The organism is Burkholderia sp. KCJ3K979 (assembly GCF_016759955.1).
Classification (GTDB): Bacteria; Pseudomonadota; Gammaproteobacteria; order Burkholderiales; family Burkholderiaceae; genus Burkholderia; species Burkholderia orbicola.
This window is the reverse complement of sequence record NZ_JACFYV010000015.1, coordinates 48,652-70,233: the sequence shown is the minus strand read 5'-3', so window position 1 is coordinate 70,233 and position 21,582 is coordinate 48,652. Positions and strand designations below refer to the sequence as shown.

Sequence of the window (21,582 nt, the reverse complement as noted above, 5' to 3'; positions counted from 1 at the left end):
GATCACACCACGCTTATTCCAATGCCCCAAATATTGAATTCCATTAAATGAGTAGTTGTCTTTGACGTAAAGGTACACATGCGTAATTTTTCCGATGGCGTCTACGCAATAAAAATTGCTCGTTTTCTCATATCTGAAATATTTTTCGCCAGTGATCTCAAGATTGCCTATGGCTGCGTATATATTAAAATTCGCCAGGGCTCCCGTGAGATCCGTCGGTGCGAGATTTTCGAGTGTGTCCCAATTGCTGATTGAGGCAAGCTGAAATTGCCAATCTATATGGAAATGACGAATGTCAGACAAAAATTGAGTCGTATTGATATTGAGGTTTGCCTGTCGATCTTCTGAAAACGTCTTTTTAATTTTTGCAAGAATTTTTGTTTTTGCTTCGACTATGGCGGCGTCTCGATAAATATCCTCGGAAAGAAGCTTGTCATATTTCCTCCGAACACTTCCAGATTTCAATGTCCAGTCAAGAGTTACACTGTCATTGTTTATTGGTTGAATTGATTTGGCATTATCATTATAAATATGCTCGGAACTCGCAAACCAAATGCGTGCGAGTTTGGCTGACACTCTCCAGCCCAAGTTATCCATCGCAATAGCTACATCTTGCAAATCAAAGGGCGGGGGATTCTCGCAAACTTCGGCCTCGTCCTGCCTTGGCGGTTCTTTGGTCTTCGACTGCGGTGCTTCTGCTTGCTTTCGAGTTTTGGGCGGCTTCACTACCGGCTTTAGTGGCAGTGGAGGGGGAGGCGGCGGCTTTTCGCCTGGAGCCAGTTTATCGATTGATACAGTTTTTTGAGTCTCGAGCGGGATGCATCCTTGTGCGCCATCGTACTTCTTCAATTCTGGCCCTAGCACCCCTTTTTGAGGTCTATAGTAAGGAATCTTTTTTACGTCAGCCATAAAATTCTCGTCTCATATTAACCTTTGTTGGTTCCGGTATCGCAGTCACTCCGCCTTGTGAAGATTGGAATGAAGCTGCTCTTTTACCCCATCACGAAGTGACGAACCATTTTCAAGATGAGAATCGATTGTTTTTGGTAATTTAATGGATGTGCGGACCGATAATTTCGTACTTATACGAGGCAACTGAGAACATGGAGGGACGCTGAGCGTGATGTCGCGACTATGCGTTCGTCCCCCCACCTGCTGGTAAGATGGCCCGCAATTCCATCCAGCACGCGCCATGAGTTCCACCCCGACCAAGCCCGCCCGTTCGAAACCCGCCGCGAAGGACGCCGCCCGCGCACCGGCCGACAAGCCGAAAGCGCGCGTGCAACAGCGCCTGACCTACGTGATCGGCGGCCTCGACCGGCTGCTGCGCCGCCATATGACCGACGCGCTCGCGCCGCTCGGCATCACGCTCGCGCAATACACGGCGCTGTCGGTGCTCGAGGCGCGCGGCGCATCGTCGAATGCGCAACTGGCCGAGCGCTCGTGGATCACGCCGCAATCGGCGAACGAGGTGATGAGCGTGATGGCCGCCCGCGGTTTCGTCACGCGCGAAGCCGACCCGTCGCACGGCCGCATCATCCTGCTGACGCTGACCGACGCCGGCGCGGCGATGCTGCGCGAATGCGAAGCCGCGCTGCGGCCGGTCGAGGCACGCATGCTCGGCGACATTTCGGCCGACGACGCCGCGCACGTGCAGCGCGCGCTCGAACTGTTCTCGCGCAACCTGCGCGGCTGACCGCTTCCGACATTTTCACGACGCGAGCCCGCCGTCAGGCCCGCGCTCGCTGCGTCCGCACCATCGGCGTTCGCCCGACCGCGCCCTGATTTCCCCCGCGCTTTCTCCTCGTTCCGCTCCGGGTTTACACCGGCGTTCGTGCCGCTTGCAATATCAGGTAGCCTGATATTAAATGAAGTCGTCCGCAGCACGCATGCTGCGCACCGAATCGCACTGGAAACGAACGACAGGAACAGACATGAGCAAGTACGACAACCGTTGGCAGACCGTTGAAGTGAAAGTGGAGGCCGGCATCGCGTGGGTCACGCTGAATCGCCCCGAGAAGCGCAATGCCATGAGCCCGACGCTGAACCGGGAGATGCTGGAAGTCCTCGACGCGGTCGAGTTCGACGACGAGGCAAAGGTGCTGGTGCTGACCGGCGCGGGCGCCGCGTGGACGGCCGGCATGGATCTGAAGGAATATTTCCGCGAGATCGACGGCGGCTCCGACGCGCTGCAGGAAAAAGTGCGCCGCGACGCATCGGAATGGCAGTGGCGCCGCCTGCGGATGTACAACAAGCCGACCATCGCGATGGTGAACGGCTGGTGCTTCGGCGGCGGGTTCTCGCCGCTCGTCGCGTGCGACCTCGCGATCGCGGCGGACGACGCGGTGTTCGGGCTGTCGGAGATCAACTGGGGCATCCCGCCGGGCAACCTCGTCAGCAAGGCGATGGCGGACACGGTCGGGCATCGCCGCGCGCTGCACTACATCATGACCGGCGACACGTTCACCGGCGCGCAAGCGGCCGAGATGGGCCTCGTGAACAGCAGCGTGCCGCTCGCCGAACTGCGCGACGCGACGATCGCGCTCGCCGCGCGGCTGATGGACAAGAACCCGGTCGTGCTGCGCGCGGCGAAGCACGGCTTCAAGCGTTCGCGCGAACTCACGTGGGAACAGTGCGAGGATTACCTGTATGCGAAGCTCGACCAGGCGCAGCTGCGCGATCCGGAGCGCGGCCGCGAGCAGGGCCTGAAGCAGTTCCTCGACGACAAGACGATCAAGCCGGGCCTGCAGGCATACAAGCGCTGAGACAAGCGCGGACGCAGCCGCCGGCTTCCCCGCCGGCGTAATCGCAAGAGACAGGCAAGGCAGGAGACGACATGACAGACAGACGGATGCTGATCGGCGGCGAGTGGTGCAACGCCGGCGACGGGCGCACCTTCGACCGCTTCAACCCCGCGACCGGCGCGCTCGCATCGCGCGCGCCGGCGGCCGGCGTGGCCGATGCCGACGCGGCGATCGACGCCGCGCACCGCGCGTTCCCCGCATGGGCGGCGCTTGCGCCGACCGAGCGCCGCCGCCGGCTGCTGAAGGCGGCCGACCTGATGGACGCGCGCATCGACGCGTTCATCGCGACCGGCGTGGCTGAAACCGGCGCGACGCCCGGCTGGCTCGGCTTCAACGTGACGCTCGCGGCGAACATGCTGCGCGAGGCGGCGTCGATGACGACGCAGATCGACGGCGACGTGATCCCGTCCGACGTACCGGGCAATCTGGCGCTCGCGATGCGTGTGCCGTGCGGCGTGGTGCTCGGCATCGCGCCGTGGAACGCGCCGGTGATCCTCGGCACGCGTGCGCTGGCGATGCCGCTCGCATGCGGCAACACGGTCGTGCTGAAGGCGTCCGAGGCGTGCCCGGGCGTGCACGCGCTGATCGGCGAAGTGCTGGACGAAGCGGGGCTCGGCGCGGGCGTGGTCAACGTGATCACGCACGCGGCGGCCGACGCGCCCGAACTCGTCGAGCGGTTGATCGCGCATCCGCACGTGAAGCGGATCAACTTCACCGGGTCGACGCACGTCGGCCGCATCATCGCGCGCCACGCGGCCGCGCACCTGAAACCCGTGCTGCTCGAACTCGGCGGCAAGGCGCCGGTGCTGGTGCTCGACGATGCCGATCTCGACGCGGCCGTCGACGCGATCGCGTTCGGCGCATTCTTCAACCAGGGGCAGATCTGCATGTCGACCGAGCGCGTGATCGTCGCGCGGCCGATCGCCGACGCGCTCGTCGAGCGGCTCGCCGCGAAGGCGCGCACGTTGATCGCCGGCGATCCGCTGGCCGGCCATCCGCTCGGCACGATGGTCGATGCGTCGGCCGCCGCGCGCGCGGCGTCGCTGGTCGAGGATGCGCGTGCGCACGGTGCGCATCTGCCGCTCGGCTGCCGCGTCGAAGGCGCGACGATGCAGCCCGCGATCGTCGACGGCGTCACGCCCGGCATGCGGCTCTATCGCGAGGAATCGTTCGCACCGGTCGTCGCGATCCTGCGCGCGGACAACGACGACGAGGCGGTCGCGCTGGCGAACGACAGCGAATTCGGGCTGTCGGCGAGTGTGTTCAGCCGCGATATCGCACGTGCGATGGCGGTCGCGCGGCGGATCGAATCGGGGATCTGCCACGTCAACGGGCCGACCGTGCACGACGAAGCGCAGATGCCGTTCGGCGGCACGAAGGCGAGCGGCTACGGCCGCTTCGGCAGCCGCGCGTCGATCGCCGAATTCACCGAGCTGCGCTGGATCACCGTGCAGACCGCGCCACGGCATTACCCGGTATGAGCGAGCCGACGATGAATGTTGAGACGCCCGCCAGCGGCCCGATGAACGACACGGGCGCCGTGCGCTATCGCGCGGCCGCCGTCGCCGTTGGCGCGGCCGAGATTCGCCGCGCCGACGACGGCACCTGGTACCTGCGTTCGCGCGAGCCGCTCGGCGATTACCCGACGCGCGTCACCGACTGCCTCGTGCGGGGCGCGCAGGCGCACCCCGACCGCGTGCTGGCCGCGCGGCGCGGCGCCGACGGAAACTGGATCGAGATCACTTACGCGCAGATGCTCGAACGCGCCCGGGCGCTCGGCCAGGGCCTCGTCGATCTCGGGTTGTCGGCCGAGCGTCCGCTCGCGGTGCTGTCCGGCAATGATCTCGAGCACCTGCAACTGATGTTCGCTGCGATGCTGGCCGGCGTGCCGTACTCGCCGATCTCGCCCGCGTATTCGCTGGTGTCGACCGACTACGGCAAGTTGCGTCATACGCTCGGCGTGCTGCGGCCGGGCGCGGTGTTCGTCGCGGAACGCGCGCCGTTCGCGCGGGCGCTCGACGCGACGTTGCTGGCCGATGCGGCGCTGATCGTCGCGCGCGATGTCGATGCCGATGCTGATGCAAGCGGCCGCGCGGTGCCGCTGTCGCGCCTGCTCGCCACCGCACCGCGCACGATCGACGCGATCCACGAGGCGATCGGCCCCGACCATCTCGCGAAGATCCTGTTCACGTCCGGTTCGACGAAGCAGCCGAAGGCCGTGCCGACCACGCACCGGATGCTGTGCAGCAACCAGCAGATGCTGCGCCAGACGATGCCGGAACTCACGCGCGAGCCGCCGGTGCTGGTGGACTGGCTACCGTGGAATCACACGTTCGGCGGCAGCCACAACCTCGGCATCGCGCTGTACAACGGCGGCACGCTGTACATCGACGACGGCCGCCCGATGCCCGGCCGCTTCGACGAAACCGTGCGCAACTTGCGCGAGATCGCGCCGACGATCTACTTCAACGTGCCGAAGGGCTGGGAAGAACTGACCGCCGCGCTCGAACGCGATGCCGAATTGCGCGACACGTTCTTCTCGCGCGTGAAGCTGTATTTCTTCGGCGGCGCGGGGCTGTCGCAGGCCGCGTGGGACCGGCTCGACCGCGTGACCGAAGTGCATTGCGGCGAGCGTATCCGGATCATGGCCGGCCTCGGGATGACGGAGGCGTCGCCGTCGTGCCTGTTCACGACGGGGCCGCTGATGCGCGCCGGCTATATCGGGCTGCCCGCGCCCGGCTGCGACGCGAAGCTCGTGCCGTGCGGCGGCAAGCACGAACTGCGCTTCAAGGGGCCGAACGTGATGCGCGGCTACTGGCACGCGGACGTCGATCCGCGCGACGTGTTCGACGAAGAAGGCTATTACCGCAGCGGCGACGCGGGCGTCTTTGCCGATCCGGAGCGGCCGGAACTCGGGCTGCTGTTCGACGGGCGGTTGACCGAGGATTTCAAGCTGAGCAGCGGCACGTTCGTGAGCGTCGGGCCGTTGCGCGCGAACGCGGTGTCGACGGGTGCGCCGTACGTGCAGGACGTGGTCGTCACCGGGATCAATCGCGACGACATCGGCTTGCTGGTGTTTCCGCGCGTCGAGGCGTGCCGTGCGCTGGCAGGGCTCGCCGCGGATGCATCGGTGACCGACGTGCTGCGCGCGCCGGCCGTGCGCGCGGCGTTCGCGACGTGGCTGGCTGCGTTGAACCGGAATGCGAGCGGCGGGTCGACGTTCGTCGCGCGAATCCGGCTGATCGACACGCCGCCGTCGCTCGATCTCGGCGAGGTGACCGACAAGGGTTCGCTGAACCAGGCGGCCGTGCAGAAGCATCGCGCGGCGACGATCGACGCGCTGTACGACCCGGCGCGGCGCGATCCCGACGTGATTTACGCGTAGGCAGCACGCGCGAGCAGTTACGGCAGTAAGCAACCAGCAGGCACAACGACCGGCCGGCCACGACACCGGCAGGCGCTCTTTCGGCCAGTGAATCAGGTTGCCTGATAAAGGCAGCCGTTCATACGACACCTCGCGCGCCGCACCGCCACTGGCCGGCCGGCGGCGCGCGGCGGTCGTCGCACGGCGGACCGACTACAAAGACATGGGACTGGAGACATGAACACTTACGTTGCCGAAAAATCCACGGTCGCGACCACGCTCGCGCTGTGTTTCGCGATCGCACTCCTCGAAGGGCTCGACCTGCAGTCGGTCGGCGTCGCCGCGCCGCGGATGGCGCGCGAATTCGGGTTGACCGTGTCGCAAATGGGCATCGCGTTCAGCGCGGGCACCTTCGGGCTGCTGCCGGGCGCGATGCTCGGCGGGCGGCTCGCCGACCGGATCGGCCGCAAGCGCGTGCTGATCGCATCGGTCGTGCTGTTCGGGCTGCTGTCGATCGCGACCGCGCAGGTATCGACGTTCGCGATGCTCGTCGTCGTGCGCGTGCTGACCGGCATCGGCCTCGGCGGCGCGATGCCGAACCTGATCGCGCTGTCGTCCGAAGCGGTCGAGCCGCGCTCGCGCAGCAGCGCGGTCGCGACGATGTACTGCGGGATTCCGTTCGGCGGCGTGATCGCATCGGTGATCGGCGTGCTGCTCGCGGGCGACACCGAATGGCGGCACATCTTCTACGTCGGCGGCGTGGGGCCGCTGCTGCTCGTGCCGCTGCTCGTGTGGTGCCTGCCGGAATCGCGCGCGTATCTCGACGTCGCCGGCACGCAAGCCGCGCGCGCGAGCGTCGGCCGCACGCTGTTCGGCGACGGCCGCACGACGTCGACGGTCGCGCTGTGGGTCAGCTACTTCTGCACGCTGATCGTCCTCTACTTCCTGCTGAACTGGCTGCCGTCGCTGATGGCTTCGCGCGGGCTCGATCGCGCGCACGTCGGCCTCGTGCAGATCGCGTTCAACGTCGGCGCGGGGCTCGGCGCGCTCGGCATCGGCGCGGCGCTCGACCGGATGCGCGCGTCGCGCGTGGTCGGCGGGATGTACGTCGGGATCGTGCTGTCGCTCGCCGCGCTCGCGGCCGCGCCGGGTTTCGGGTCGCTCGCGGCCGCCGCGTTCGCGGCGGGGATGTTCGTCGTCGGCGGGCAGTCGGTGCTGTATGCGCTCGCGGCGATCTACTACCCGACCGCGATGCGCGGCACCGGCGTCGGCGCGGCGGTGGCCGTCGGCCGGCTCGGCTCCGTCGTCGGGCCGCTCGCGGCCGCGACGCTGCTGGCCGCGGGCCGCAGCGCGCCCGTCGTGATCGGCGCGAGCATCCCGGTCACGCTCGTCGCGGCTTTCGCTGCGTTCGTGCTGATTCGCCGCCCGCAAGCAGGCGACTGAGGTTTCGGTTTTTTTCAATGCGCGCCGTCAGAGCGCGCTTACTCAAGGTCTGGAGACGCAACGATGAAGACGAAGACAAGGAACGGCCTGCTGGCCGCCGGCGCGTGCTGCGCGCTCGCGGCGCCCGGTGCGCATGCGCAGTCGAGCGTGACGCTGTACGGGATCATCGATACGGGCGTCGAATTCGTGTCGCACGCGAACGCGGCCGGCGATCACGTGGTGCGGATGCCGGGCGTGACGGGTGAACTGCCGTCGCGCTGGGGGCTGCGCGGCACCGAGGATCTCGGCGGCGGCTACCAGGCGGTGTTTACGCTCGAAAGCGGCTTCAACGTGCGCGGCGGCGATCTCGGGCAGGGCGGCCGGCTGTTCGGGCGGCAGGCGTTCGTCGGGCTGAAGAGCGGCTTCGGCACGCTCGCGTTCGGCCGTCAGTACACGATGACCTATCTCGCGCTGCAGGGCGCGGACATCATCGGCCCCGACATCTACGGGCTCGGCTCGTTCGACGCGTACGTGCCGAACGGCCGCGCCGACAACGCGGTGACCTACCTCGGCACGTATCGCGGCGTGACGCTCGGCGCCGCCTATTCGTTCGGCCGCGACGGCGCGGGCACCGGCAATTCGCCGGGGCAGGGCACGTGCGCGGGGCAGGTGCCGGGCGACGCGGTGCAGTGCCGCAACTGGTCGGTGATGCTCAAGTACGACAGCGCGTACTTCGGTGCGGCGGCGTCGTACGAGGAACAGCGCGGCGGCACCGGCGCGGCCGCCAACTTCTTCGACGGCGTGGCGCCCGTTCCCTTCACCAGCAGCGGCGGCAAGGATGCGCGCACGCACGTCAGCGCGTATGCGCAGGCGGCCGGCGCGAAGATCGGCGCGGGCTGGATCGGGCGGCGCGTGTCGACCGGTTCGCCGGCCGCGGCGGGCGCGCATTCCGACCTGTTCTTCGTCGGCGCGTCGTATGCGGTGAAGCCCGATTTCATCGTCGACGGCGAAGGCTACCGGATCGTCAACAGCGCGCACGACACGCGCGCGACGATGGCCACGCTGCGCGCGACCTATCTGCTGACCAAGCGCACGGCCGTCTATGCGCAATCGTCGTATCTGTGGAACAGCGAGCATGCACGCTACTCGGTCAGCGGCGGCGGGCCCGGCACGACGCCCGGCGCGGGGATGGGGCAGCTCGGCGCGATGGTCGGCATGCGGCACATGTTCTGATTCACCGGCGTGACGAACCCAACGGGAGTTATCTTGAACAGGAAATCTGCATTCCTCTGTATCGCGCCGTTGTCCGCCGCTGCCCTGCTCGCCGGTTGCGGCGGCGACGATTCGATCAGCGCCCCGCCCACGCACCTGAGCGCCGCGACGCCGGCCGCGATGGCGCAGACCTGCGACGCGCTCGCCGCGAAGCTCGCTTATGCGAACACGTCGTTCACGTCGGTGACGACCGCCGCGGCCGGCACGCTGACGGTGGCCGGCAAGCCGGTCGCCGAGCACTGCGTGATCGCAGGCAAGATGAACCAGCGCGTGAGCGCGGTGGACGGCAACACCTATGCGATCGGCTTCGAGATGCGCTTGCCGAAAGCGTGGAACGGCCGCTTCTTCTACCAGGCCAACGGCGGGCTCGACGGCAACGTCGTGACCGCGACCGGCGAGATCGGCGGCGGCGGGCCGCTGACCAACGCGCTGAACCAGGGCTTCGCGGTGATCAGCTCGGATTCCGGGCACAGCGCCGCGCAGAATCCGCTGTTCGGTCTCGATCCGCAGGCGCGGATCGATTATGGCTACGGCGCCGTCGACGCGCTGACGCCGATGGCGAAGCAGGTGATCCGGCTCGCGTACGGCAAGGCGCCCGATCGCAGCTATTTCGGCGGCTGCTCGAACGGCGGCCGTCACGCGATGGTCACGGCGGTGCGCAACCCGGCCGACTACGACGGCATCATCGCGGGCGATCCGGGCTTCCATCTGCCGAAGGCGGCGATCGGCGAGATGTATGGCGCCCAGCAGTTCGCGAAGATCGCGTCGGCCACCGGCACCAACGGGCTGCCGGATATCCGCAGTGGTTTCAACGATGCGGAGCGCCAGTTCGTCGGCGCGAAGATTCTCGAGAAATGCGATGCGCTCGACGGCGCGGCCGACGGGATGGTGCAGGACGTCGCCGCGTGCCAGACGCATTTCAGCGTCGACACGGACATCCCGACCTGCGCGAACGGCACGCGCACCGGGTCGTGCCTGACCCCTGCGCAGAAAACCGCGCTGGAGAACGTGTTCGCCGGTGCGCGCAACAGTGTGGGCACGGCGCTCTACGCGAGCTTTCCGTACGATCCGGGCATCTCGGGCCCAGGCTGGGCCGGGTGGAAGCAGTCGAATTCCGTCACGCTCGACCCGGCCGCGATGGCGTTCACGTTCATGACGCCGCCGAAAACCGCCGCGGCGCTCGCGAACCTGCCCGGTTTCGCGCTCGGTTTCGACATGGACAACGACGCGCCGGCGATCTTCGCGACGAACGGCACTTACACGCAATCGTCGTGGTCGTTCATGACGCCGCCCGACGAGACGAACCTCGCCGCGCTGAAGTCGCGCGGCGCGAAGCTGCTCGTCTATCACGGCACCGGCGACCCGGTGTTCTCGTTCAACGACACGCGCGACTGGTATGCGCAGGTCGCGCAGGCGAACGGCGGCGATGCGTCGAGCTTTGCTCGCTTCTATCCGGTGCCGGGGATGAACCACTGCTCGGGCGGGCCGGCCGCCGACCAGTTCGACATGCTGACGCCGCTCGTCGCGTGGGTCGAACAGGGGCAGGCGCCCGCGGCGGTCGTGGCGACCGCACGCGACACGACGAACGCGGTGCCGAACGCGGACGTGCCGACGTCGTGGGGCGCGGGCCGTACGCGTCCGTTGTGCCCGTATCCGCAGGTCGCGCGCTACAACGGTTCGGGCAACCTGAACTCGGCGGCGAGCTTCAGTTGTCGTTGACGTAGCCGTCGATGGGAGGCGGCCGGCGCGTGTAACGACGTGCCGGCCGCTTCATGGCCTCATTCATTCACTCGCCGGCATCGACCGGCACGTCGAGCCCGACCTTCACGCGGCTCATGCTCACCAGCGTCTTGAACCGCTTCACGTTGTTGTTCGCGAAGAACAGCTCGCGCGTGAGCGCGTTGTACTGATCCATGTTGCGCACCGCGAGGATCAGCACGAAATCCCATTCCCCCGTCACGTAGTAGCACTGCTGGATCTGCGGGCAGCGCTCGAACGCGCGCTTCATCGCGTCGAGCTGGTCGATCTGCTCGCTTTCGACCTCGACGTTCACGACGATCGTCAGCGGATGATCGACCTTGTCCGGCGCGACGACGGCCGTGTAGCGCTCGATCACGCCATCTTCCGCGAGGCGCCGCAGCCGCCGGTTCACCGCGGCGGTCGACAGGTTGACGCGCGCGCCGAGCTCGGCTTGCGGCGTCTGCGCGTCGCGCTGGACTTCCATCAACAGCTTGCGATCGAACGCATCGAGAGGGGTCGTCATGATGGCGCGTGAAACCTCGAAAGAATGAGAAATTTTTGCGTCGGAGCGGTCGATTTGGCGATTTCATTCACCAGCATGCGCAATATTATTTTTCCAACCGACGGCGAGCGCAATACGCGCCTGCCTGCCCCGACCCATCTGTCTCACCCGACCGCCCGCCTGCGCGGTCCCGCTCCGGAGCCTTTTCGCCATGCTGATCGCCAACCCGCGTGCATCGCGCACCGCCTACCCGAACGCGCTGCGCCGCGTGATGAACATCGCGTCGGCCGACGAAAGCGGTGTGTGGCTCGCGCACTGGCCGCTCGTCGGCCACGCGCGCACGCCGCTGCGTGCGCTGCCCGATCTCGCCGCGCGGCTCGGCGTCGCGAGCGTCAGCGTGAAGGACGAGTCGTGCCGCTCGCCGCTCGGCAGCTTCAAGGCGCTCGGCGCGCCGATCGCGCTGGTGCGGCTCGTGAAGCGGCTGCGCCGCACGCAAGAACTCGATCCGCAAGGGCTCGTCACCGGTCGCTATGCATCGGCGCTGGCCGACCTGACGGTGATCAGCGCGACCGACGGCAATCACGGCCGCGCGCTGGCCGCCGCCGCGCGCGCGATCGGCTGCGGCTGCGTGATCGTGCTGCACGCGAACGTCGACGCGGAGCGCGAACGCGCGATCTCCGCGTACGGCGCGCGGATCGTGCGCATTGCCGGGAACTATGACGAATCGGTCGTCTGCGCGGCGCAGCTCGCGCAGGCGAACGGCTGGTACGTCGTATCGGATACGTCGTACGACGGCTACGAAGCGATCCCGCGCGACGTGATGCAGGGCTACGGCGTGATCGCCGCCGAAGCGGTCGCGCAGGCCGCGGAGGACGACGGGCGGCCGTTCACGCACGTGTTTCTGCAGGGCGGCGTCGGCGGCCTCGCCGCGGGCGTCGCGAGTTACCTGTGGGAGCGCGACGGCGTGCAGCGGCCGCGCTTCATCGTCGTCGAGCCGCGCCAGGCCGATTGCCTGTACCAGAGCGCGCTGGCGGGCCGTGCGACGAAGGCGAGCGGCAGCGTCGATTCGGTGATGGCCGGGCTCGCGTGCGGCGAGGCGTCGCCGCTCGCGTGGGATTTCCTCGAGATGTGCATCGACCATTTCATGCTGATCGACGATGAAGACGCGGTGCAGACGATGCGCGGCCTCGCGGCCGGCAGCGAACGCGACGTGCCGCTCGTCGCCGGCGAATCGGGCGCGGCCGGCGTGGCGGGGCTCGACGTGCTGATGCGCGACCCGGCGCGCGCGCGGCAGGTCGGGCTCGACGCGAACGCGCGCGTGCTCGCGATCAACACGGAAGGCGCGACCGCGCCGTCCGTGTACCGGGATTGCGTCGGCGAGACGGCCGACGCGGTGCTCGCGCGGCAGCGCGACTGGCTGAGCCGCGCGGTGGTGGCGGCCTGAACGATGTGACGACCGACATGACGACCGACGTGACGACCGACGTGACGACCGACGAGGCAAACGCAATGGACGCAATCGACGCAACGGCAGAAAGCACGCTGCAGGGGCAGTTGAAAACCTGGCGTCGCCATCTGCATCAGTATCCGGAGACGGGTTTCGAAGAAGTTAATACGTCCGACTACGTCGCGCGGATTCTCACGACGCTCGGACTCGACGTGCATCGCGGCATCGGCGGCACGGGGCTCGTCGCGAACCTGACGGCCGGCACCGGCCAGCGCGCGATCGGCATTCGCGCGGACATGGATGCGCTGAACATCGCCGAGCAAGCGCCGGGCCGCGAACACGTGTCGCGCACGCCGGGCAAGATGCATGCGTGCGGGCACGACGGCCACATGTCGATGGTGCTCGGCGCCGCGCAGTTGCTGGCCGAACGCAAGGATTTCGACGGCACGGTGCGCTTCATTTTCCAGCCGGCGGAAGAGCACGGCCGCGGCGCGAAGGCGATGATGGCCGACGGGCTGTTCGAGCGCTTTCCGGTCGATGCGATCTTCGGCGCGCACAACATGCCGGGCATGCGCGCGGGCACGTTCGCGACACGTGCGGGCGGCATCATGGCGAGCGAGGACAACTTCGTGATCCGGATCGACGGGCGCGGCACGCATGCGGCGCGTCCGCACATGGGCATCGATCCGATCGTGATCGGCGCGCAGATCGTGCTCGCGCTGCAGACGATCGTGTCGCGCAATCTCGATCCGGGCCAGCAGGCGGTGGTGTCGTGCACGGAATTCATCACCGACGGGCTGCGCAACGTGCTGCCGTCGACGGTGACGATCAAGGGCGACACGCGCAGCTATTCGCGCGACGTGCAGGCGCTGCTGGAGGCGCGGATGCGCGAGATCAGCGAAGGAATCTGCCGCACGCACGGCGCGACCTGCACGTTCGACTACACGCACGAGTTCGCGCCGACGGTGAATTCGCCGGAATGGGTCGACACGGCCGTGCAAGCCGCCGCGCATATCGTGGGCGCCGACGCGGTGAGCGCCGACGTGCAGCCGATGATGATCTCGGAGGATTTCGGCGCGTTCCTGCAGGCGGTGCCGGGCAATTTCGTGTTCATCGGCAACGGCGAAGCGGCCATGCAAGGCGGCGTGCCGCTGCACAACGCGACGTACGATTTCAACGACGAGATCTTGCCGATCGGCGCGCGGTATTTCGCGGAGGTGGCGCGGCGCGCGTTGAAGGCGGTTTAGGGGGCGGGTGCTGATCGTGTGCGTCTCATCGATCACGAGCAGCGTGCCGGGCGGGTAGGCAATCTGTGGGATGGGGGAAACGATAGCGCGGGCAGCGGGGAGCTGAACAGAGGCGGAATGACCGAGGCGGTCGGCGGCGGCAATTCGCGAGTGCGTTCTATTTGATTTCAAGATGGCACTGGTGAATGAAAACCGTAAAAACCCGTGAAGGTTTCCATGGATTTTTAACGGACTTCCCGCGATCTATCGTTGTTGCATGCCGTGGCGCGGAGGATTCGCACAACGAGGCCAGTATTGGCTGTTGCACGAATCTGTTACGTGTTTTCGATCGAGTTCAGCCGACTCGATCGCGCGCGCCGCGGCTGGGCGCATCGAATGCCACGGAGATCGCGCCGGTTAATTTCGGGATAAGTGGATTCCGAATTTTCCGGCAAAGGAAGGCGCGGACGCCCGAATCCCAACCCTCCGGAATGCGGGACTACACAATGAAAATCCGAACTTCTCTCACCGCACTCGTCGCATGTGGCGCCTTGACCGGCATCGCCCATGCGGGCCCGACGTCGCCGCAAGCGGTCGTCAAGAAAATCACGCTGACCGCGCACATCGGCGACAGCCTGTTCGCTTCACAGCCGGACAACACCGCATACGGCGTGGTCGATCTGAGCGCGACCGACGGCAGGCAACCGACGTTCGCGACGACGCTGCCGATCCGTGTGCGCACGACGAATCCCGATATCAACGTCACGCTGCTGCAGCCGCTGCGCCTGTCGAACGGTCGCGACGATCTTGCCAATACGAAGGTGGTGCTGACGGGCAAGGCCGAAGACGCGGAAATCACGCCCGGCGTTGGCCGCACGCTTATGCTGGTGAAACCGGGGCGCGACGGATTCGACGGCTATGACGAAACCCGCAACGTGAAGGTCAGCGCGCAAGCGCCGGCTGTCGGCGGGACGGCACCGATCAACGGGCACTATCGCGGCGACCTGGTGCTGGTGTTCGAGCCGGCAGCTTCGGCGGGGCGCGAGCCGACGACGGGAGCGGTCGCGGCGGCTGGCGAGTAGGGAAATCGCCCCGGCAGACATCGTCGGCCGGGGTTTTTTTGATGGAAGTTTTTGCGCATAAACATACGATAACGTATCTCATGAGGTTCATTCTTCGATGTGAGTGTGCGCACACATACCGCAGATGAATGCAGTAAAAACAGGGTAAACGACAGATACGTGTCGCAACTCGATCGCGTCTAGACTGCTCGATGTGGTACGACGACGTATAAATAAGAGATCCGCCGTTCGGCGCATCGATACCCCAGTCCTGAAGGAGTGCCCATGGCCGCCCATCGCCGCCGTTCGTCTTCGTCCGTCCGATCGCCTGCATCGAAACGGGTCTCGCGCCGCGCCTTCATCGGCTGGACCGGCGCACTCGCCGGCGGCGCGATGCTCGGCGGTCCGTTCGCGGCCCCCCGGGCGCTGGCGGCAGGCGCGACGCCGAATGCGTCGGCGGTCGATCTCGTGTGGGGCGAGCACGGCGCGGCGGCGCGCATTGCCGCGTCGCTCGCGCACGTGTCGCGGCTCGCGCGGCGCGGACGCGACTTCGACGTGACACACTACGGCGCGCGCCCGTGCGCGACGGTCGCGCAGACGTCGCCGTACCCGGCGGCGAAATCGCCCGTCAGCCCCGGTGCCGAACTGACCGCCGCGCCCGGCGCATTCGATTCGCGCCCGGCGTTTCTCGCGGCGATCGACGCATGCCGGCGCGAAGGCGGTGGCCGCGTCGTCGTGCCGCCCGGCAACTGGTATTGCGCGGGGCCGATCGTGCTGCAGAGCAACGTCACGTTCCACTTGAGCGCGAACTGCACGATCTACTTCAGCCCGAACCCGGCCGACTACGCGAAGGACGGCCCGGTCGATTGCGGCGCGAACGGCCGGCTGTACTACAGCCGCTGGCAGGCGAACGATTGCCTGAACTACGGCGCGCCCGTCTATGCGCGCAACGCGACCAACATCGCGCTGACCGGCGAAGGCCCGACGTCGGTGCTCAACGGGCAGGCGATGACGCCGTTCTCGGGCAGCGGCGCGAACAGCGTCTGCTGGTGGACCTACAAGGGCTCGTCGGGCGCGTACGGCGCGAGCGCGACGGTGCCGGCGCAGAACTCCGCGAATCCGAACAACGTCGACCTGCGCATCGTCGCGCCCGCGATTCCCGGCGCGCTCTACGCGCTGCTGACGTCGCCCGTCACGCCGTGGCAGCAGGACCAGAACTACCTGCCCGCGCTGTCCGAGGCCGGGGTGCCGGTCGAGCGGCGCATCTTCGGCCTCGGCCACTACCTGCGGCCGTGCATGGTCGAATTCATCGGCTGCACGAACGTGCTGATGGCGAACTACCAGACGCAGAACACGCCGTTCTGGCAGCACCATCCGACCGCCAGCCGCAACGTCGTGATCCGCGGCGTGACGACCAACAGCATCGGCCCGAACAACGACGGCTTCGATCCGGACGCGTGCACCGACGTGCTGTGCGAGGACTGCACGTTCAACACCGGCGACGACTGCATCGCGATCAAGTCGGGCAAGGACCGCGACATCGAATACGGCCCCGCGAAGCGGCACCTGATCCGCAACTGCACGATGAACAGCGGGCACGGCGGCATCACGCTCGGCAGCGAGATGGGCGGCGGCGTCGAGCAGATCTACGCGACGAACCTGTCGATGCTGAACGCGAACTGGCAGACCAATCCGCTGAACATCGCGATTCGCGTGAAGACCAACATGAACCGCGGCGGATACGTGAAGGATTTCCACGTGAAGGGCGTCACGCTGCCGAACGGCGTGACGCTGAAGGGCGGCGGCTACGGCAGCGCGCTGCTCGCGGGCAGCCCGGTCAACGCGAGCGTGCCGCTCGGCGTCGTGACGCCGTCGGCCGGCAATCCGTCCGCGGCGCAGGGCGGCATCGTCACGTTCGACTGCGACTACCAGCCGGCGAACGATGCGGTGCGCACGCGCGCACCGGTCGTGCAGAACGTGACGATCGCCGACGTGAAGGCGAGCAACGTGACGCTGAACGGCATGACCGCGTCGTGTTTCCAGGCGATCGTCGCGCAGGGGCCGGTCGCGTTCGACTACAACGGCACGCCACCGACGCCGGCCGTGCAGCCGATCTCCGGCGTGACGATCAGCAATTGCGACTTCGGCACGCCGGTCGCGTCAGGCGTGCCGACGGTCACGTCGCCGGGGCCGATCTATGCATTCAACGTGAGTGCGATGACGCTGACGAACGTGACGATCGCCGGGCAGGTCGTCAACACGACGATCAACGACAAGCGGTGAGAATGAGGTAACACGCACGACGTCCGCGTGCGGCCCGGCCGGTGCCCGCACGCGAGCGCGAATGCGCATGCGTTACGCCAGCGTCTTGATCATGTAGTGCTCGTCGTAGAAGCGGCCATCGACGAACAGGGAGCGCGGCTCCGTGCCGAACCGCACGAACCCCTGCGATGCATAGAGCCGCTCCGCGGTACGGTTGACGTCGTTCACGCACAGCATCAGTTGCTTGCATCCCCACACGTTCGCCGCATGCCCGGTCGCGCTGTCGAGCAGCGCCTGCGCGATGCGTTGCCCGCGATACGCGGCATCGACGTACACGCCCCAGATCGTCGCCTTGTGTGCGATCTTCGTGCGCGCGTCGCGGCGCACGCCGGTGATGCCGACGAGCGTGTCGCCGTCGAACGCGCCGAACACGGCCTGTGCCTGCGTCGGCGTGAGGCGCTTCGCGAATTCGTCGACCGGCACCTGCGATTCCTCGTCGAGCGTCGGCAGGAAGGACGTGGGCGCGGTGTCGACCGCACGTAGGCGGACGGTCTGGAACTGCGCCGCGTCGGCGGCGTCAAGCAGGCGGATCGTGATCGTCATCGGGAGCATTCCGGTTGAGGGGCGTGCATGCCGGCGCGCCGCTGCTACGCGCCGCGGGATGCATCGCCCTTATCGTAATAGGAATCCGGATGTCGCGGAGCGATGGTCGGTGCGTCGCAGGGGTAGCGGGCACGATCGTGAACGGAGAAGACAGGGATGGCGGCGCGTCGTGCCGCGATCAAGGTGGGGGCGCGTAAAGCGTATGCGCCGTCGGACCGGACCGGCCCTCCGACGTCAAACCGGCGACGTGCGCGCGATCAATTCACGCGCACGCCAGCGGCATCAATAGCGCGACAGCTGATTGCCGTTGATCTGCACGCGGTCGCCCGGACGCAGGTTGCCCGGCGACTGCACGTCGAACGAGCGCATCGAGCCGTCGCTCACCTGCACGTCGATCCGGTAGCTGCTCGGGCCTTGCGCCGCGCCCATCTGCTGGCCGATCTGGTTGCCCGCCACCGCCCCGCCGAGTGCGCCGATCACGGTCGCCGCATCGCGGCCATGACCGCGGCCGAACTGGTTGCCCACCAGCCCGCCGACCAGCGCGCCGACGACGGTGCCGGCGATGCCTGACGGGGCGACCGAGCCGTTGACCGGCTGGATGTTCGACACGGTGCCGTACTGCGTGCCGTACGGGGTCGCGTATTGCTGCTGCTGATTGCCGTACTGGTCATACGGCTGCGAGCCGTATTGCGACGGGTTGCCGTATTGATCGTACGGCTGCGGCGCCTGGTTCGGATACGCCGGTTGCTGCTGCACGTAGCCCGGTTGCGAGTACGCAGGCTGCGCATAGCCGGGCGTCGCGTATTGCTGCTGTTGCGGATAGCCCGGCTGCGCGCCGTAGTAGCCCGGCGCGACGCAGGCAGTGAGCGGAAGCGCCGCCACGGCGACGAGCGAGGCGAACAGAACGGTCTTCGTGGAAGGCATGCGCATCATGATGATTCCTGCATCGGCAACGTGTCCGCCGATGGATTCCCGTGATGGGTGGCGAACTCGGCGTGAGTATAAGGAATGGCCGGATGCGCGTCCGGTGCGGCCGGGTAACAACGTGTAAAGTCTGTTGCCGCGTAAATCCCCGGTGGGGCGGGGCATCGAAGCCGTGCGCGGCAAGGACGTGGCGCGGCTTCCCGGCGCACGCATGCCGACGACGCGGCCCGTGCGTTGCCGAAGACGTTTCGGCCATTTCATCGACGATCGCGCTCCCGTCGCGCCCGGCCCGGCAGGCCTTCGCGCCGCGCATCGCGAAATCGAATGCGCGGCATCGCGACATTTAATTGGCCTCGGGCGGCAGCGTTCGATATCGTGGCCGGATTCCCTGCCAACGGTCGCGCCGCGCCGGCCGCGGTCCTTCCTCGATCCGCGCCGGTGTCGCGCCGCGACCGCCCCACATTCGAAGCCATGACCGAACGACTCTTCATCAACGCCCGCGCCGCCGGCGGCCGGCCCGTCAACCTCGTCGTCCGCGACGGCCGCTTCGCCGCGATCGGCACCGATTGCACCGCCGCGCCCGGCGCGCAGACGATCGACCTCGACGGCCGCGTCGTGCTGCCCGGTTTCGTCGACGGCCACATCCATCTCGACAAGAGCTTCGTCGGCGATCGCTGGGTGCCGCACGAACCGGGCGGCTCGCTGCGCGAGCGGCTCGCGGTCGAGAAGCGCCAGCTCGCGGCCGCGCCGCCGATCGTCGAGCGTGCGAATGCGCTGATCGCGCAGGCCGCCGCGTTCGGCACGATCGCGATGCGCAGCCACGTCGACGTCGATGCGACGACGGGCCTGTCGAACCTGCACGCCGTGATGGCCGCGCGCGAACAATGGCGCGGCATCGTCGACATCGAACTGGTCGCGTTTCCGCAGGCCGGCGTGATCACCTGCCCGGGCACCGCCGAGATCCTCGACGCAGCCGTGCGCGAAGGCGCGGACGTGGTCGGCGGGATCGACCCGACGACGCTCGACGGCGACGCGGACGGTCAGCTCGACATCGTGTTCGGCATCGCCGAGAAGCGCGGCGCGAAAATCGACATTCACCTGCACGAACCGGGCGACACCGGCATCGCGCAACTGCTGCGGATCGCGGCGCGCACGCGCGCGGCCGGGCTCGGCGGCCGCGTGAACGTGAGCCATGCATACGCGCTCGGCCAGGTGAGCGACGACGACGTGCAGCGTACCGCTGCGGCACTGGCCGAAGCCGGCGTGTCGATCCTGACGAATGCGCCGGGCGACTGCGCGTTCCCGCCGGTGCAACGGCTGCGCGACGCGGGCGTGCACGTGTTCGCGGGCAACGACAACATTCGCGACGCGTGGTGGCCGTACGGCAACGGCGACATGCTGCAGCGCGCGATGATGGTCGGCTACCGGTCGGGCTTCTACACCGACGAAGCGCTCGGCATCGCACTCGACATGGCGACGCACGCCGGCGCACGCGCGATCGGCAAGGAGAACTACGGAATCGCGGTCGGCTGCGACGCGAGCTTCGTCGCGGTGCGTGCGCCGAACGCGGCGGCGGCCGTCGCGGGCGTGCCGGCCGAACGCTGGGTATTCCGCCGCGGCGAAAGCGATACGGGCGCACCATTCGCGCCGTCGCTGCGCTTCACGCGCTGACCCACCCACCCGACCGGCGGCACGGCCCGCGCCGTGCCTGCGTTGCACTGACCGACCTGACCGGAACCGACATGACGAACCTGCTGATCCGCAATGTCCGCACGAGCGCCGACGCGGCGCTCGATATCCTGATCAAAGGCGATCGCATCGCGAGCATCGGCCCGTCGCTCGACGCGCCCGCCGGCTGCGCGATCGAGGACGGCGCGCTCGCGTTGGCGTTGCCCGGCCTCGTCGAGGGCCACACCCACCTCGACAAGACCCACTGGGGGATGCCGTGGTATCGCAACCAGGTCGGGCCGCGCCTCGTCGACCGCATCGAGAACGAACGCCACTATCGCGCGACGAGCGGCCATGACGCGGGCGCCGCGTCGCTCGGGCTGGCGCGCGCGTTCCTCGCGGCCGGCACGACGTGCATCCGCACGCACGTCGACGTCGATACCGAAGCCGGGCTGCGCCATCTGCACGGTGTGCTCGCGACGCGCGAGACGCTGCGCGGGCAGGTCGAGATCCAGATCGTCGCGTTTCCGCAATCGGGCGTGCTCAAGCGGCCGGGCACCGATGCGCTGCTGTCCGACGCGCTGGGTGCCGGTGCTGACCTGCTCGGCGGGCTCGATCCGTGCGCGATCGAAGGCGATCCGGTCGAGGCGGTGGACGTGCTGTTCGCGATCGCCGAACGCCACGGCCGCGGGCTCGACATCCATCTGCACGAGCGCGGGTCGATGGGCGCGTACTCGCTCGACCTGATCCTGCAGCGCACGGCGGCGCACGGGATGCACGGCAAGGTCACGATCAGCCATGGTTTCTGTCTTGGCGATCTCGCCGAACGCGAGCGCGATGCGCTGCTCGCGCGGATGGCCAAACTTGGCGTCGCGATCGTCACGACCGCGCCGGCCGCGGTGCCGGTGCCGCCGGTGGCCGCATGCCGTGCGGCGGGCGTAACCGTGATCGGCGGCAACGACGGCGTGCGCGACACGTGGACGCCGTACGGCTCGCCCGACATGCTCGAACGCGCGATGCTGATCGGCATGCGCAACGATTTCCGCCGCGACGATGCGCTCGAAGTCGCGCTCGACTGCGTGACGCACGGCGCGGCGCGCGGCTGTGGTTTCGCGGATTACGGGCTGCAGCCGGGCAGCCGCGCGGACGTCGTGCTCGTCGATGCGCTGACGTTCGCCGAGGCCGTCGTCGCGCGGCCGGTGCGGCGGCTCGTCGTGTCTTCGGGGAAGATCGTCGCACGTAACGGCGTGCTGGTCTGAGCGCCGCGTCGCCCCGGTATGATCCGGT

At 67.5% G+C, this 21,582-nt stretch carries 17 protein-coding genes; 13 read left to right on the top strand and 4 right to left on the bottom strand.

All coding sequences use genetic code 11. The annotated features are described in order from the left end of the window. Window positions 1-909 (bottom strand): DUF6402 family protein (locus H3O04_RS06205; protein ID WP_202587336.1); only part of this gene is annotated, 909 nt, incomplete at its 3' end. A 283-nt stretch (window positions 910-1,192) separates the two neighbouring features. Here H3O04_RS06205 and H3O04_RS06200 point away from each other — a divergent pair. The 7 genes from H3O04_RS06200 to H3O04_RS06170 all read left to right on the top strand — a co-directional run bounded on the left by H3O04_RS06200 (window position 1,193) and on the right by H3O04_RS06170 (window position 10,581). Continuing rightward, the gene (locus tag H3O04_RS06200; protein ID WP_023476186.1) at window positions 1,193-1,696 is read left to right on the top strand and encodes a MarR family winged helix-turn-helix transcriptional regulator; all 504 of its coding nucleotides are present in this window, start codon (window positions 1,193-1,195) and stop codon (window positions 1,694-1,696) included. A gap of 238 nt (window positions 1,697-1,934) precedes the next feature. Further along, entirely contained in the window at window positions 1,935-2,765 is an 831-nt protein-coding gene (locus H3O04_RS06195) for a p-hydroxycinnamoyl CoA hydratase/lyase (RefSeq protein WP_012339104.1), read from the top strand. A gap of 71 nt (window positions 2,766-2,836) precedes the next feature. Beyond that, window positions 2,837-4,285, top strand: a complete 1,449-nt coding sequence (locus tag H3O04_RS06190) for an aldehyde dehydrogenase (protein ID WP_202587335.1) — start codon at window positions 2,837-2,839, stop codon at window positions 4,283-4,285. Continuing rightward, entirely contained in the window at window positions 4,282-6,189 is a 1,908-nt protein-coding gene (locus tag H3O04_RS06185) for a feruloyl-CoA synthase (protein WP_202587334.1), read from the top strand. The genes H3O04_RS06190 and H3O04_RS06185 overlap by 4 nt, the downstream gene beginning before the upstream one ends. A gap of 216 nt (window positions 6,190-6,405) precedes the next feature. Continuing rightward, window positions 6,406-7,611 (top strand): 3-(3-hydroxy-phenyl)propionate transporter MhpT, encoded by a 1,206-nt coding sequence (mhpT, locus tag H3O04_RS06180; protein ID WP_124476323.1) that lies wholly within the window; start codon window positions 6,406-6,408, stop codon window positions 7,609-7,611. A gap of 63 nt (window positions 7,612-7,674) precedes the next feature. Beyond that, on the top strand, window positions 7,675-8,823 hold the full coding sequence (locus tag H3O04_RS06175) for a porin (protein ID WP_011548809.1): 1,149 nt from the start codon (window positions 7,675-7,677) through the stop codon (window positions 8,821-8,823). A gap of 33 nt (window positions 8,824-8,856) precedes the next feature. Continuing rightward, window positions 8,857-10,581: a tannase/feruloyl esterase family alpha/beta hydrolase gene (locus H3O04_RS06170; RefSeq protein ID WP_124476322.1), complete on the top strand. Its 1,725-nt coding sequence runs from the start codon at window positions 8,857-8,859 to the stop codon at window positions 10,579-10,581. 67 nt (window positions 10,582-10,648) lie between these two features. Here H3O04_RS06170 and H3O04_RS06165 read toward each other — a convergent pair whose 3' ends face one another. Next, on the bottom strand, window positions 10,649-11,125 hold the full coding sequence (locus H3O04_RS06165; RefSeq protein ID WP_006485043.1) for an Lrp/AsnC family transcriptional regulator: 477 nt from the start codon (window positions 11,123-11,125) through the stop codon (window positions 10,649-10,651). A 190-nt stretch (window positions 11,126-11,315) separates the two neighbouring features. On the opposite strand from H3O04_RS06165, the gene H3O04_RS06160 reads away from it, so the two are divergent. The 4 genes from H3O04_RS06160 to H3O04_RS06145 all read left to right on the top strand — a co-directional run bounded on the left by H3O04_RS06160 (window position 11,316) and on the right by H3O04_RS06145 (window position 17,121). Continuing rightward, window positions 11,316-12,548: a diaminopropionate ammonia-lyase gene (locus H3O04_RS06160; RefSeq protein ID WP_202587333.1), complete on the top strand. Its 1,233-nt coding sequence runs from the start codon at window positions 11,316-11,318 to the stop codon at window positions 12,546-12,548. A gap of 65 nt (window positions 12,549-12,613) precedes the next feature. Then, window positions 12,614-13,798, top strand: a complete 1,185-nt coding sequence (locus H3O04_RS06155) for a M20 aminoacylase family protein (RefSeq protein ID WP_202587339.1) — start codon at window positions 12,614-12,616, stop codon at window positions 13,796-13,798. A 185-nt stretch (window positions 13,799-13,983) separates the two neighbouring features. Continuing rightward, the gene (locus H3O04_RS06150) at window positions 13,984-14,859 is read left to right on the top strand and encodes a hypothetical protein (protein ID WP_237666195.1); all 876 of its coding nucleotides are present in this window, start codon (window positions 13,984-13,986) and stop codon (window positions 14,857-14,859) included. A gap of 264 nt (window positions 14,860-15,123) precedes the next feature. Further along, window positions 15,124-17,121 (top strand): glycoside hydrolase family 28 protein, encoded by a 1,998-nt coding sequence (locus tag H3O04_RS06145; protein WP_124476320.1) that lies wholly within the window; start codon window positions 15,124-15,126, stop codon window positions 17,119-17,121. Window positions 17,122-17,193: 72 nt separating this feature from the next. On the opposite strand, the gene H3O04_RS06140 is transcribed toward H3O04_RS06145, so the two are convergent. Together H3O04_RS06140 and H3O04_RS06135 are read right to left on the bottom strand one after the other, a co-directional pair. Next, window positions 17,194-17,703 (bottom strand): GNAT family N-acetyltransferase, encoded by a 510-nt coding sequence (locus H3O04_RS06140; RefSeq protein WP_202587332.1) that lies wholly within the window; start codon window positions 17,701-17,703, stop codon window positions 17,194-17,196. Between the two features lie 282 nt (window positions 17,704-17,985). Beyond that, window positions 17,986-18,636, bottom strand: coding sequence for a glycine zipper 2TM domain-containing protein (locus H3O04_RS06135; RefSeq protein ID WP_006480254.1), 651 nt, complete (start codon window positions 18,634-18,636; stop codon window positions 17,986-17,988). A 462-nt stretch (window positions 18,637-19,098) separates the two neighbouring features. Between H3O04_RS06135 and H3O04_RS06130 the strand changes: the two genes are divergently transcribed. After that, entirely contained in the window at window positions 19,099-20,298 is a 1,200-nt protein-coding gene (locus H3O04_RS06130) for an amidohydrolase family protein (protein ID WP_202587331.1), read from the top strand. A 71-nt stretch (window positions 20,299-20,369) separates the two neighbouring features. Next, window positions 20,370-21,554 (top strand): amidohydrolase family protein, encoded by a 1,185-nt coding sequence (locus tag H3O04_RS06125; protein WP_202587330.1) that lies wholly within the window; start codon window positions 20,370-20,372, stop codon window positions 21,552-21,554. The last annotated feature ends 28 nt before the right edge of the window (window positions 21,555-21,582 follow it).